This window comes from Streptomyces sp. NPDC086835, from assembly GCF_044745705.1.
GTDB lineage: Bacteria > Actinomycetota > Actinomycetes > Streptomycetales > Streptomycetaceae > Streptomyces.
In genome coordinates, this window is record NZ_JBIVAU010000008.1 from 301,638 (window position 1) to 315,231 (window position 13,594).

Annotated in this window: 11 protein-coding genes and 1 riboswitch; of the genes, 2 read left to right on the plus strand and 9 right to left on the minus strand. The window is 71.6% G+C overall.

Going from position 1 to position 13,594, the window contains the following annotated elements; genetic code table 11:
* Positions 1-19: 19 nt before the first annotated feature.
* Together ACIPJI_RS25495 and ACIPJI_RS25500 are read right to left on the minus strand one after the other, a co-directional pair.
* The gene (locus tag ACIPJI_RS25495; protein WP_005310744.1) at positions 20-625 is read right to left on the minus strand and encodes a response regulator transcription factor; all 606 of its coding nucleotides are present in this window, start codon (positions 623-625) and stop codon (positions 20-22) included.
* 30 nt (positions 626-655) lie between these two features.
* Positions 656-1,195 carry an SDR family NAD(P)-dependent oxidoreductase gene (locus tag ACIPJI_RS25500; protein WP_402249040.1) on the minus strand — a complete coding sequence of 180 codons (540 nt, stop codon included), beginning with the start codon at positions 1,193-1,195 and terminating at the stop codon, positions 656-658.
* A 235-nt stretch (positions 1,196-1,430) separates the two neighbouring features.
* Between ACIPJI_RS25500 and ACIPJI_RS25505 the strand changes: the two genes are divergently transcribed.
* Positions 1,431-2,393 (plus strand): helix-turn-helix transcriptional regulator, encoded by a 963-nt coding sequence (locus ACIPJI_RS25505; RefSeq protein WP_356622617.1) that lies wholly within the window; start codon positions 1,431-1,433, stop codon positions 2,391-2,393.
* 106 nt (positions 2,394-2,499) lie between these two features.
* Here ACIPJI_RS25505 and ACIPJI_RS25510 read toward each other — a convergent pair whose 3' ends face one another.
* The 6 genes from ACIPJI_RS25510 to ACIPJI_RS25535 all read right to left on the minus strand — a co-directional run bounded on the left by ACIPJI_RS25510 (position 2,500) and on the right by ACIPJI_RS25535 (position 11,385).
* Positions 2,500-2,742, minus strand: a complete 243-nt coding sequence (locus ACIPJI_RS25510) for a hypothetical protein (RefSeq protein ID WP_307708770.1) — start codon at positions 2,740-2,742, stop codon at positions 2,500-2,502.
* Between the two features lie 631 nt (positions 2,743-3,373).
* Positions 3,374-4,258, minus strand: coding sequence for a transglycosylase SLT domain-containing protein (locus tag ACIPJI_RS25515; RefSeq protein WP_402249043.1), 885 nt, complete (start codon positions 4,256-4,258; stop codon positions 3,374-3,376).
* A gap of 4 nt (positions 4,259-4,262) precedes the next feature.
* Positions 4,263-4,421: riboswitch (cyclic di-AMP (ydaO/yuaA leader) on the minus strand.
* 429 nt (positions 4,422-4,850) lie between these two features.
* Complete coding sequence (locus tag ACIPJI_RS25520; RefSeq protein WP_402249045.1) at positions 4,851-7,550, minus strand: cellulose binding domain-containing protein; 2,700 nt, start codon at positions 7,548-7,550, stop codon at positions 4,851-4,853.
* Positions 7,551-7,720: 170 nt separating this feature from the next.
* On the minus strand, positions 7,721-9,199 hold the full coding sequence (locus ACIPJI_RS25525; RefSeq protein WP_307708768.1) for a glutamate--cysteine ligase: 1,479 nt from the start codon (positions 9,197-9,199) through the stop codon (positions 7,721-7,723).
* A gap of 217 nt (positions 9,200-9,416) precedes the next feature.
* Complete coding sequence (locus ACIPJI_RS25530; RefSeq protein ID WP_402249047.1) at positions 9,417-10,418, minus strand: ArsR/SmtB family transcription factor; 1,002 nt, start codon at positions 10,416-10,418, stop codon at positions 9,417-9,419.
* A 163-nt stretch (positions 10,419-10,581) separates the two neighbouring features.
* The gene (locus ACIPJI_RS25535; RefSeq protein ID WP_402249048.1) at positions 10,582-11,385 is read right to left on the minus strand and encodes a peptidoglycan DD-metalloendopeptidase family protein; all 804 of its coding nucleotides are present in this window, start codon (positions 11,383-11,385) and stop codon (positions 10,582-10,584) included.
* A gap of 302 nt (positions 11,386-11,687) precedes the next feature.
* On the opposite strand from ACIPJI_RS25535, the gene ACIPJI_RS25540 reads away from it, so the two are divergent.
* Positions 11,688-13,049: a hypothetical protein gene (locus ACIPJI_RS25540; RefSeq protein WP_402249050.1), complete on the plus strand. Its 1,362-nt coding sequence runs from the start codon at positions 11,688-11,690 to the stop codon at positions 13,047-13,049.
* Positions 13,050-13,140: 91 nt separating this feature from the next.
* Here ACIPJI_RS25540 and ACIPJI_RS25545 read toward each other — a convergent pair whose 3' ends face one another.
* Positions 13,141-13,524 (minus strand): VOC family protein, encoded by a 384-nt coding sequence (locus ACIPJI_RS25545; protein ID WP_402249052.1) that lies wholly within the window; start codon positions 13,522-13,524, stop codon positions 13,141-13,143.
* Between the last annotated feature and the right edge of the window lie 70 nt (positions 13,525-13,594).

Sequence of the window (13,594 nt, forward strand, 5' to 3'; positions counted from 1 at the left end):
GCCCCGTACCGTTCCGCCTTCACAGCCAGCCGTGTTCGCTCGCGATGCGCGCGGCATCGAACCGGTTGCGGCCGCCGAGCTTCTTGATGGCCGCGGAGGTCAGATTGCGTACGGTGCCGGCGGCGAGATACAGCTCCCCCGCTATCTCCTTCACGCTGGCGCCCCCGGCGGTCAGCCGCAGGACGTCCATCTCCCGGACGCTGAGCGCGGTTTCCCCGGCGACGGCGGGGCGCAGCAGCGCGGGGTCCACCGTCAGGCACCCGCCCGCGACCCCCATGAGCGTGGTCACCAGTTGGGGCAGCCGCGCGTTCTTCGGCACGACCCCCAGGGCGCCGGCCGCCACGGCCCGGTCCACCACCGCGGGTGTGGCCGCGCCGACCATCAGGGCGACCCCGCACCACGGGTGCGCGGAGCGCACATCGGTGGCGGCCCGCAGAGCCTTGCCGCCCATGGTGCTCTCCCCCAGGAGCAGCACGGTGGGCCGGTGCCGTTCGACGGCGGGCATGACGGCCTCATAACTGGTGGCGAGTCCGACGACGTCCAGCCCGTCGGTGCCGTTGAGCGTTTCCGCGAACGCTTCCAGGACGAGCTGGTGATCGCCGGCGACGACGACGCGAATGGACATGTCCTACCCCCGTGACGATGTGATGGATGATCAGGCGGACCGTCGGCGGTCCGGGGTGCGGGTCAGGGCCGCGACGAGCCGTTCGACCGCAGAACGGGCCGGCTCGTCGTCACGCCGGGCGGCGGACGTGGCGGCTCGAGGGCCCGGGTCGACCTCGATGTGCGCTGCGCCCTCGGGCAGGGCCCGGGCGACGGCCGCCGACACGGCGTGGAAGGTCGCGACGAGCCGGTCGGACGCGCCGCACCGCGGGACGACGACGATCGAGGCGCTGACGGGCCCGATGTCCGCGGAGATCTGGCCGGGCAGGTCGGCAACCGCGTCGGTGTCCTCGGCGTCCACCTGGTAGGGCAGTGCCACGTGTCCGATGCCGGCGAGCTCCTTGCAGAGGAAGGCGGCGTTGGTGGCCGCGTCGTCACCGCGCCCCGGATGCCCGGCCCCGACCACGGCGACCGCCGCACCCGCGGCGCAGAGCCGTGCGGTGATGGCCCTGCCGATGCCCGTGGTGGCGTCGACGACCAGGACGACGCAGCCGTCGAGCGGCACGGGCGCGTAGGACGCTGCGATGGACACGGCCGGCTCCTTCGGGAGTTCGCGACAGACTTGGGACGGTCCTGATTCCTGCCGCCCTGTCAAGAAGATCGATCAGCGGGTAACGTGCGGAAAGCGTGGAGAGGGTGAAAGGAACTCACTGTCGGCGGGTGTGTGCGGGCCGGCCGAAGGGCGTTCCGAGGGGCCCTGAACACGTGGATGAATAAACGTTCAACCGTGGTCAAGGGGGAAACACCACGTGGATGAGGTTTCGTCATTGGATCAAGAGACCCTCGCGGTCTACCGCGCGATCCTGTTCCACAAGGAATACGACCCGAAACGGCTCGCAAACCTGGTGGACAGCACATCCGAGGAAGTCGAGGCGGCACTCGACCGGTTGTCCCAGCTCTCTCTCCTCGCGCCGTCCCAGGTCGCTCCCGGCCAACTGCGGGCGGTGAATCCGTCGCTCGGCCTGAAGGTCCTGCTCCAGCGGGAAGAACGTGAACTGGCCTGGCGCCAGCAGCGGATCGAGCAGAACCGTGCCGCCCTCGCCGCGCTCGCCGCCGAATACACCGCCTCCGGCTGGGCCGGGAACCTCGACGGCACGGAGTATCTCGACAACGTCGACGACATCCGGATCCGCTTGGAGGCCCTCGCCGAGTCCTGCACGCGGGAGTCTCTCGCGTTCCACCCCGACAACACCCTCACCGAGGGATCGGTCGAGGCGGGCCGGCCCCTCAACGAGCGGGCGCTCGCACGAGGTGTGCGCTTCCGTTCCATCTATCTGGACAGTGTCGCCAACGACCGTGTCACCAAGGCGCACGCCCAGTGGATGGCGGAGCGGCAGAGCGAGATACGGACCTCGCCGACCCTGCCGATGCGGCTGCTCATCGTCGACACCTCGGCCGCGATCGTCGCCGGCCTCCCGGGCCAGGCACAGCCCTCGGCACTGCTGTTCAGCAGTCCCCCGGTGGTCCTCGCCATGCGGGCACTGTTCGAGGCGTACTGGGAGCACGCGAGCCCCATGGACGCCCCGGTCTGCCGGGCCGGCGGACTGACCCCGCAGGAGCGCAAGTTGCTCCAGCTGCTCGCCACCGGACTCACCGACGAGGCCGTGGCGAGGGCGCTGGGCATCGGTGTGCGCACCGAGCGGCGCATCGTGGCCGAACTGATGGACCGGCTCGGGGCGTCCAGCCGGTTCGAGGCCGGCGTGCAGGCCACCCGGCGGGAGTGGATCTGACGCCGGTCCCCGCGGGCCGCCGGCACGGTGCCCGCGACGGTCCTCGCGGAACCGGGGTTCCTCGTCGTTGTCGTCATCGCTGTCGTCATCGTCGGCTCCGGTGCGGTTACGGCCAGACGAAGTCGTCGGGCGCGCCCGGCCGCCCGGGGAGGCCGGGAAGCGAAGGCAGGGAGGGCCACACCACGTCGTCCGGCAGGTCCGGCGGCGTCGGCCAGACGAAGTCGTCCGCGGAGGCCGGCGCCGTCCGCGGCGCCTCGGCCGCCTGCGCCGGGGAGGCCAGCAGGATGCCGCCCAGGAACGCGGCGGCGACGGCGGATGCGGCGGCGGTACAACGGGTGGCACGGGACATGGAGTGTCTCCATTCGTGAGTACGGGTGCGGCGTACGTTCCGTTCCGGTGTCCTGTGGCGGCCGGTCCGTTGCTTCCGTCCGGCGCCTGACAAGAGGTAATCACCGGGAGGGGCCGGCTGTCCGTATTCAGCCAGGCCAGGAAGCTGCACGGCAGGGAGTTGCCTGGCGCCGCCGGGCGCGCGTGCCGGGTCGCCCGGCGCGTCCCGCGCGCTTCCCGAACGCCTGTGACCTGCGCCTTTCGGCCGCACGGCCGTTGCACTCGGCCCGTCGGCGGTGTGTTCGCACCGCATCCCGTCGGCATCGGCGCGGCACATCAACGCGCCATCGTCCGCCGGAGCCGTCGCCTCCACGATGGCACACGGCACCTCGGGAGCCGCTCGAGAGCCGCTGGAGCCGCCTCCTAGCGGCCGTGACCGCGGTTCCAGGGTGCCGGGCGGGCCACGGACGGAGCTCGTGCGCCCTCGGGCAGAGCACCCGCTGCGGGCCTCGCGCGGCCACATGCGGGCCTCGCGCGAGCATGCACGGGCGAAGTCCGGACACGGCCACGGGCCGGTGCCCGGAACGCCGTGGGGCGTTCCGGGCACCGGCCCGTCAGGTGGAGGCGGCTCATCGGTCGCCGCGCGGGTCCCGTCAGTAGGGGCCGTTCACGTTGTCGATCGAGCCGTACCGGTCGGCGGCGTAGTTGCACGCGGCGGTGATGTTGGCGACCGGGTCGAACAGGTCGAAGGACGTGCCCTCGACGTGGTAGGCGTCGAAGGTGGGCTGGATGACCTGGAGCAGGCCCTTGGAGGGCGTGCCGTTGATGGCGTTGATGTCCCAGTTGTTGATGGCCAGCGGGTTGCCGGAGGACTCACGCATGATGTTGCGGTGGATGCCTTCGTAGCTTCCCGGGATGCCGTGCCGGCCCATGATGTCCAGCGACTCGCGGATCCAGCCGTCGAGGTTGTTCGCGTAGGCCGGCTTCGCGGGGGCCGCGGCGGCCTGGGCCGCCGGAGCGGCCTTGCGCTCGGAGCGGTCCGCGCGGGCGGTGTCGGCGGCGCGCTCGGCCTTCTCGGACGCCTCGGCCTCTTCCGCGGCCTTCGGGGCGGCCTTCGCCTTGGCCTGCGGCTTCGCCTTGGGCTCGGCCTCGGCCTTGGCCTTGGCGCCGATCGTCAGCTCGAGACCGGGGTGAATCAGCGCCGGGTCCGCTCCGACGGCCTTCCGGTTGTCCTTGTAGAGCTGCTTCCAGCCGCCGTTCAGGGAATGGTCTTCGGCGATCTTGTAAAGCGAGTCACCGGCGACCACGGAATACGTGACGGTGCCGGCCTTCTGCGCGACGGCCTGCGCGGCCGCGGCGACGGTCGTGGCGGTGGCCACGGTCCGCTCCGCCGCGACGGGGGCCGCGGCGGGTGCCGCCTGAGCAGCGGTGCCGCCCAGGAGCGGCAGGGCGAGCGCGGCGCCGCCCGTGCCGGCTGCGACGAATCCGCGGGTCAGTGAACGGGACTTGGGACGACGGTGCTTACCCTTTGCGGGCATGGCCAATTCCTCTCCGTCGCCTGCGAGGTGAGCTGTCGGGTTCGGGCTGGAGATGCCCGGCCGCAGGTGAATGCGACTTAACCCCGAGCCGTTCCGGATTCCGGTTCGGCGACTTACCTGGTTCCCCCGCTCCTGCCGTACGTGAAGTGAGTGCGGTTGCGGATTCCGGACGGCGGCAGGATTCGGCGGTCCACCCGGATTGACGGTGACCGTAAACGAGAGCGTCCTCGCGAAACAAGTGCCGAATTCCACATCACAATCCGAATGAGGCTTCCGTGCACGGCTTTTCAATTGTCGGTTCCGCGTCAAGAAACTCAAAGCCCTTCCCGGGAAAGGGAAGTACCCCTTCCGGCCCTCTCTCCCCGGCTGCCGGGCAGGTGACCGACATCACGGACTCCCTGTACAACCACCGGGACCGCCAAAGCGTCCCAAGGGCGCCAACTCGCAATATTAAGACCCAATTAGACTTAACAAACAAGACGGTAAAACAAGCCATACCGGACATCACGCGCCGAACGCGCCCTCCAGAGGGGGCCGATCGGCCACGGGTCCTGGGCGGCACGCCCGCCGGCCAGGACCCGGGCCTCACCCCTCAGCCCCGTGTGGTGCAGGTCTCACCGCCCGAGGCGAAGGCGGCCGGTGCGGTGTTGCGGCCCGACCAGCTGCCGGTGAATCCGAAGGACACCGACGCGCCGACGGCCACCTTTCCGTTCCAGGAGACGTTCTCGGCCGTCACCTCTGCACCGCTCTGCCGGTGGGCGGCGTTCCACATCTGGCCGACCTTCTGCCCGTCGGGGAAGCTCCAGCGCAGCTGCCAGCCGTCCAGGGCGGCGCTGCCCGTATTGGTCAGCGTCACATCGGCCTGGAAGCCACCGGACCACTGGTTGGTGATCTTGTAAGCGACCGAGCACCCCGCGTCCCCCGGCGGGTCCGGGTCGGGACCCGGACCGGGATCGGTGCCGCCACCGTCCGACGACTCGCCGTACTGGATGCCGCGCCCGTTGGTCGACACGTACACCCGCCCGTAGACCCGCGGGTCGCCGGTGATCGAGGCGCCGGTCCAGCCCCACTGGTGCGCGTCGTCGTTGATCCGCGTCCAGTCGGCGCCGCCGTTCGTGGACCGGAAGATGCCGCGCACCCCGCCGATCTTCGCGCTGACGAAGATCGTCTGGTACGAGGCGCCGGGAGCCGCCTTGCCGAAGCCCACGGCGTCCGCCTGCTCGACCCCCTCGATCCTCCGGAAGGTCGCACCCGAGTCGGTCGAGTGCCACAGTCCGTACGTCCCTGAGGCCGTGCCGCCCGCGAGCCACACGTCACCCTCCGCGCCGGGCACGGCCTTGAAACGGACGTTGCCCTCGTGCGGCAGACCGCTCGACGCCCTGGCGGTGAACGTGGCTCCGCCGTCCTGCGACACGTAGAAGGTGCCGGCCTTGTACCCGTAGAACTTCTTCGGGTTCTCGCGGTCCGACTCCACCGTCGCGCCGGCGGGGATCCCCGTGGACGCCTTCCACGAGCTGCCGTACCCGGTGGTGTGGTGCACGCCGGTGCCGTCCGGGCTCCAGACGAAACCGCTGCCGTCCGCGGCGGCGGCGACCGTGCCTCCGCCCGTCACGCCCGAAGGCTGCGAGGCCTGGAACCAGGTGGCCCCGTTGTCCGTGGAGAAGCCGATGTGCGGGGCGGCGTCGGCGTTGCCGACCCGTACGACCGTCGCGGGCGCCGCCTCCGCGAAGTCCAGACTCGTGGTCGACGAGAGGTTCGGCGAGGTGAACATCAGAGGCGGCACGGCGTCGAGGTCGGTGTGCCGGAAGCCGCCGATGTCACCGAGGGCGCTCAGCAGCGGCGCGCCCGACGGCGGGCTCACCAGGTCGTTGACGGCCGTCTCCTCGAGCCCCTTCACCATGGGCGTGATGGTGATCCGGCCGCCGGAGTCCCAGGTCCGCAGATTCTCGGTGCCGTAGATGGTGGCTCCCGTGCCGTACATCATCCGGTCCGAGTCGAACGGGTCGATCTCCAGCGCCTCCGTCATCCAGCCCAGCTTGGGCGTGACCTCGGGCGGGGACGGGTTGGCGCCCCAGGAGAGCCAGGGCACGGACGAGACGTCCTGCGTGTAGCGGAAGGAGCGGTTCGGGTAACTGGTGTAGTCCCAGGCCCTGGTCCAGGTCTCGCCGCTGTCCGTGGAGCGGAAGATCTGCGTGTCCGGCCACCAGGAGCTGTAGGCCGTGGCCATCAGGGTGCCGGGCCGCTGCCGGTCCACGCTCAGCCCGCTGAAGCCGGAGTAGGTGTCGGCCTCGGCGGTCGGGCTGGTGTCCTTCCACTCGCCGGTCGCCGTGTCGTAGCGCGCGATACGGCCCTTGGCCCCGTCGTACGGGCCGCCGGTGTCGCTCAGGGTCAGATGGAGATGACCGGTCGCGGAGTCGAGGACGCCCTTGTGGGCCAGATAGCCCGTCGGCTGTCCGGCGAGCCGCGACCAGGTGGCACCGCCGTCCGTCGAGCGGTAGACGGTGTTCTCCTTGTCGGCGACTCCGACGTAGATGTCCTGTGTGGCGCTGCCCGCGCTGCCGGAGCGCTCGTCGAACGTCACCCACACGACGCCCTGGTTGTCGTTCGCGTAGCCGCTGGTGTCGGTCGGGTCCTGGGCGTAGTTGCCGGGGTTGGGGAAGGCGGTCACCTTCGACCAGGTCACCCCCGAGTCGGTGGACCGCCAGAGCCCGTGGCCGCTGGGGGCGCCGAGGTAGAGCACCGAGTTCTTGTTGGGGTCCACCGCGAGCCGCTCGCCCATGCCGCGGCCGGGCATGTTGCCGCCGAGCTTGAAGGGCAGGGTGGTGGCCTGCCAGCTGGCGCCCCGGTCGAAGGAGCGCAGGACGGCGCCGTTGGTGGGGTCCCAGCTGTTGGTGTACGTGCCTACGGCGGCGTACACCTTGTCCGGGTCCACCGTGTCGGAGGCGAGGCTCACGACCCCGGTCCAGCCCCATCGGTCCCAGTCGATCCAGTCGAGCAGCGGGGTCCACTCCTTGCCCGCCTCGTTCCAGCGGTAGGCGCCGCCGATGTCGGTGCGGGCGTACGCGAGGTCCTTCTCCGAGCGGTTGAAGACGATGCCCGGCACGAAGCCGCCGCCGTCGATGCGCACGTTCTTCCAGGTGTAGGTGTCCGCGGCCGTCGACACATCGGATGGTTCGGCGGCGGGGGCGGCTTCGCCCGAGCGTGCCGCGGCCGGGCTGCCTGCGGTGAACAGCCCGGCCGTCAGGGCGAACGCCGCCAGTAAGGCAGCTAGTGGTCTGGCGCTTCTGCGCACGGAAACGTCCTCTCCGAGCAGGACCGCCGAGGGCGGCGGTACGAGTGGTATACGGAGGTGGGAGCGCTCCCAATGCGGACGATGGTAGCGGGGTGAGCCCGGCGGGAGAAGAGTGGTGCGGCGGACTCATCCGATGACTGCCGTTTCACAACAGCCGTTTCAACCGTCTCTCATTCCACGGGCCAGGTGTGGACCGGCGCGTTCAGATGCATGTAGTCGATGTACTGCCGCGTCATCAGCCGCAACGCCTCATGGTGGTCGACCCGGGACGTGGAATCGATGTGGTGGTACATCTCCGCCTGCCACACGGCGCCGTTACGGCCGGTGACACAGCGCTGTTCGATGATGCCGAGCAGCGGCTCCCGCCACGCCGCGTCCATGCCGGACAGCTCCAGCCCCCGGTGCGCCATGGGGAGCAGCCGCCTCAGCACCAGCTCGGCCGCGGGGACCTCGCCCATCCCCGGCCAGTACAGGCGGGCGTCGATGCCGTGCCGGGCCGCCGCGTGCAGATTGTCCTCCGCCGCCTGGAACGACATGCGCGACCACACGGGCCGCTCCTCGTCGACCAGCGCGCGGGTCAGCCCGTAGTAGAACGCTCCGTTGGCGAGGATGTCGGCGACGGTGGGACCGGCCGGCAGGACCCGGTTCTCGACGCGCAGATGAGGCTTGCCGTGGGCCACGGCGTAGATCGGACGGTTCCAGCGGTAGATGGTGCCGTTGTGCAGGGTGAGCTCGGGCAGTTCGGGGACGTCGCCGCCGTCGAGCGTCGCGCGCGGGTCCTCCTCGTCGCACAGAGGCAGCAGCGCGGGGAAGTAGCGCACGTTCTCCTCGAAGAGGTCGAAGACGCTGTTGATCCACCGCTCGCCGAACCACACCCGCGGCCGGACACCCTGCACCTTGATCTCCTCCGGGCGGGTGTCGGTGGCCTGCTCGAACAGCGGGATACGGGTCTCCCGCCACAGCTCCTTGCCGAACAGGAACGGCGAGTTCGCCGCCAGCGCGACCTGCACCCCGGCGACGGCCTGCGCGGCGTTCCAGTAGGCGGCGAACTCTCCCGGCGAGACCTGAAGGTGGAACTGCGTACTCGTGCAGGCGGCCTCCGGTGTGATGGTGTCCGCGTAGGTGCGCAGCCTGTCGACGCCGTCGACCGCGATCCGCAGGTCCTCGCCCCGTGCCGCGAAGACCTGCTCGTTCAGCAGCCGGTAGCGCGGGTTCTCCGACAGCGCCGCCTCCCCCACGTCCCGCTGCCGCAGCGTCGGCAGGATGCCGATCATGGCCAGGTGGGCGCCGACCTCCGCGGCCCGCTCCTCGGCGTGGTTGAGCGCGTCGCGGATCTCCCGCTCCCAGGAGTCGGGGCCGCCTGCCGTGAGGGTCCGCGGGGGGATGTTGATCTCCAGGTTGAACCGGCCCAGCTCGCTCGACCAGGCCGGGTCGGCGATCGCCTCGAGGACGTCGGTGTTGCGCATCGCCGGCTCGCCGGCCTCGTCCACCAGGTTGAGCTCGATCTCGAGACCCACCTGAGGACGCTCGGACTCGAAGCGCGCCTCGCGCAGCATCAACGCGAACGTGTCGAGGCAGCTCTGCATCTTTTCCCGGTACCGGCGGCGGTCGTCACGGGTGAAGACGAGCGCCGGGACATCACGCCCCATGGGCCCTCCCCGGGTCTCGTCGGGCGGGCACGGCTTCCCCTTCAATGTCCCACTCCCCGGCTGCGCCGACCAGCGGTGCGGGCCGTCACCCGGTCGGCGGCCGGGCCGGCTGCCGGGTGACGGCCGGGCCGGCCCGCACCCGCCGCACCCGCTGCCCCGCCGCCCGCCGTGTGCCGTGTGCCTGCCCCGGTCCGCCGCCCCCACCCGCCCGGGCGCCTCAGCGCGGTGCGCCCGCCAGCAGGGCGTCGCCCAGCCGGGTCCTGCGGTGCAGTACGCGGACCCCTTGGCGACGGGACGAGAGCAGGCCCGCGTCGCGGAGGACCGAGACATGGCGGCTCGCGGTCGAGGCGGCGAGCCCCAACGCTGCGGCGATGCCCGTGGTGGTCATCGGACGGTCCAGTTGGCGCAGCAGCCGGGCACGGGACGCGCCGATAAGCTGCGCGACCGACGACACGGGGTCGGTACGGCGCGATCGGGCGAGCCACTGCGGCTCGGGCGAGAGGGGATGCACCAGCACCGGCGGCAGTTCCTCGTCGACCAGGGCCAGCGGGGCGCGGACGCAGAAGAACGACGGCACGAGCGTCAACGACCGGCCCTGGAGGCCCAGTTCCCGGTCCACGGGGTAGGGGGCACGGAGCTTCCCGCCCTCGCACCGCCATCCCGGTAGCTCGTCGTACCCGGCGAGCAGCCCCTCGGCGCCGCGGACCAGCGCGGCGTCGGCCCGCGCGGCGCGGTCGGCGGCGGCCTGTGTGCGCATGACGGACAGATACGGCTCGACGGCCGCGGTGTAGTAGCCGCGCAGTGCCCGGGCGAGCCGCCGCAGCGCTTCGGGCCTCCCCTCGGCGAGCGGCCGCATGCCGGGCGGGACGGCGCGGCCGGTGTCGGCGTACAGCCGCAGGAGCTCGGCCGCCAGTCGTCGCCTGGGCGTGGCGAGCACCTGGTCGAGGGCGGTGTCGAGGTCCGTGTCGCCGCACCCGGGTGTCAGGAAGTCGGGGAAGTATCCGGTGGGCGGGCACAGCCTCATCAGCGCCCGGGTCGCCGGGACGAGTCCGGCACGGGCCAGCGCGGCACGGGCCTCGCGCCGCCAGGGGTCGAAGGCGAGCGCGGCCTGCCGGTTCTGGAGCAGATGCAGGCTGAGGGCGGTCTCCCACAGCGGGTCGACGCCCGGCGCGACGCGCAGCCGGGACAGCTCCCCACTGCTGAAGTCGACTCGCAGCACTGGCCCACCCCCGGTGGTCGCCGGCGTCCCGTGCGCCGCCGAGCGGGAGTCTATGCGCGTCGCGTGATCGGCGCAGCCATGCCGGAACGACGGAAGGGCTCCGTGACCGGAGCCCTTCCTCGGCGGGTTCCCGCGCGCCGCACGGAAGGGGGGTGACGGAGGGTCAGCAGAGCGGCACGCCGGGAAGCCTGGCGTCCGGGTGGTCGATGTAGATGTTGCTGATGAAACCGTTCTGGTCGCGGAGCTTGCTCCACCAGTTGTTCGTATACCCCTCGGCGTTGACGGTGTCGCCCTGCTTCTGGCACAGGACGCGCACGGCGGTCGGCCCGCCCAGCGTGGTGACGACGGGGGCGCTCAGGCGGGCGTCGGCGCGGACGTTGACGCCGCTGCCCCAGGTGTTGAACGGCGTGCCGGTGCCGCCGCAGCCGTTGTCGCTGGTCAGATACGCCTGGTGGTAGCTGCCGGGGTAGGAGAGTCCGGAGCCGTTGATGACGATGTTCTGGCCGACGCCGTTGTAGAGCTGCTCGTAATGGATGTGCGCGCCGGAGGAGTTGCCGGTGCTTCCGGTGGTGCCGATCTGCCGGCCCTGGCCCACGTATTCGCCGCTCGCGACGGAGTAGGCGGCGAGGTGGAAGTAGTACGTCCTCCAGCCGCCGCCGTGGTCGATGACGATGTAGTTGCCCGCGCCGCCGGCCTGGTAGTGGCGGGTGGCGGTCCCGGCGGCCGAGGCGAGGACGGGGGTGCCGGCGGTCGTTCCGCCGTCGGCGCGCACGAAGTCGAGGGCACGGCGGACCTCGGCGGAGTGGTGGCTGTAGGTCCATCGCTGGCCGCAGGGATAGGGGGCCTTGAAGTTGGGCCCGGCCGCCGCCGCGGCGGACTCGCCGGCGTGCGCCGGGACGGCGGACAGCCCGGTGAGCGCGAGGACGGCGGCGGCGACCACGGCGGGAAGGCGTCTGAGGAACCTCACGATTGCTCCTTGGTGGGGGAGGCGGCTCTGCGGGGTCACGTCGAGCCGCGGACGTTGCGAGACCCCGGAACGTAACGGGATGCCCTGTCCATGACAATGACGCCCGGCCACCGTTCGCTCAGGATCGAATGTCTTGCACCTGACAATCACGCCCGTCACCCTGACGGCCTCACCCTGACGGCCGAAGACGCGGGCCGCCGGCTCGCCCACGCCCCGAACGTGCCGAAGACACAGATGTGACAAGTCGACGCGACTCCCGACGGAGCGCGACCGGACACGAATCGACGAAGGGGAACGAGACCATGCGCTGGAGACGAACGAGCGGCATGAACGGCGGCGGTGCGGCACGGCGCCGGCCGGTGGTCTGCATGCTGCCACTGCTGGCACTGACCGCGGCGGCACTGGGCACGGGCGCCGCCGCCGCCGATCCGCCGGGCGCCTCGGCCGAGTCCCCCGCCGCCCACCGGTCCGCCCCGGCCGCCCCGCCGACGACCGAGGGCACGACCCCGGCCCCGGACATCAGAGTCTCCTGGAGCGTGGACCTGGCCGCCGGCTCCGAAGCCGGCAGCGACGACGCCAACGTCCGCCACGCGAACGGCGCGCTGCGCATCCGCGACACCACGCTCCCGTCCGCCTCGGCCGGCACGGGGCGCGGCCAGGGCTCCGCCGTACTGCCGGTGCACCGCCTCGCGACCGGCGCCAACCGCGTCGCCGCCGACGTCCGGGCCGAGCTTCCGCCGGGGGCAGCGGTGGAGGTCGACATCCGCGGCCGCGACCGCAACGGTCCCTGGACCGAGTGGCGCGAGGCCCTCGCCGGCGTACCGGCCCAACTCCCCCGCACGGTCACGGAGGTCCAGGCACGGCTGGTCCTCCAGGGCGGCGCGAACCGGTCCGGCCCCGCGGTGAGCTCTCTGCGGCTCACCGCCGACAGCGTGACCGTAGCCGCTCCCCGCCCGGCCTCGGCCGAACCGTTCACCGCCCGCGTCTACGCCACCCGCGAGGGCCTGGTCGGCGGCACCACCGCCAACGGACATGTGATCAAGCCGAACGACCACTTCGTCGCCCTGCCCTCGCGGCGCGGCCTGTCCCCCAAGGGCAGCGGCGAGTACTCGGTACGGGTCTGCGGGCCCGCCCGCTGCGAGACGGCACCGGTGTGGGACGTCGGCCCGTGGAACACCCGCGACGACCACTGGAACCCGCCCGCGGTACGGGAGACGTTCAAGGACCTGCCCCAGGGGATGCCCGAGGCCCAGGCGGCCTACGAGGACGGCTACAACGACGGCCTCGACGGCTTCGGCCGCCGGGTCCTCAACCCCGCCGGCATCGACCTTGCGGACGGCACCTTCTACAACGTCGGCCTGAACGACAACGGCTGGGTGACCGTCACCTACCTGTGGACCGGCGACGGCACCACCACCAAGTCCTTCCCGACCTGGGGGACGGACGTCGGCATCCGCCAGTCGGCCACCACCGCGTCCACCCGCGTCACGGCGCTCACCGGCCCGACGACGGTACGGGTCCGCTGCCAGGTGCGCGGCCAGCTGGTGCAGACCGACGGCTACAGCAACGACGCCTGGTCCTACCTGCCCGACTACGGCGGCTACGTCTCCAACATCTACATCGACGTCGCGGACTCCTGGCTCCCGGGCGTCCCCACCTGCTGACCGGTCCCCCGCCGGCCGACCCGGCGGCGTCTGCCGGCGCGCTGCTCGCACAGCCGCGTGCCGGCGCCGGGGGCCGGCCGGTCGCGGCCGGTCATCCCTCGTCGAGGCACAGGCAGAAGGGGTGACCGGCCGGGTCGAAGAGCGTCCGGACCTTCCCCCTCGGCTGGAACTCCGCCACGGTGGCCCCCAGGGCGACCGCCTCCGCGACCGCCGAGTCCAGATCGCCGACCTGGAAGTCGAAGTGCACCATCGGCCGTTGTTCCCCCTCGGCCGGCGGCCACACGGGCGCCCGGTAGCCGTCGGCCTGCTGGAAGACGAAGAACGGTCCTTGCGGGGAAGCGGCGACGATGGCCGTTCCCGGCTCCTCGTGCCCGATGTGCCGCCCGAGGAGTTCGGCGTAGAACTTCGCCAAGCCGCTCGGGTCCGGCGCTTCGATCGTTGTTCCCCACCAGATGCCGGCAGTTCGAGATCCCATGCGGGCAGCTTCCCTCGTGATCACGGGCTTCTTCATGGGACGGATCGCGACGGACTCGCTCACCTCGACC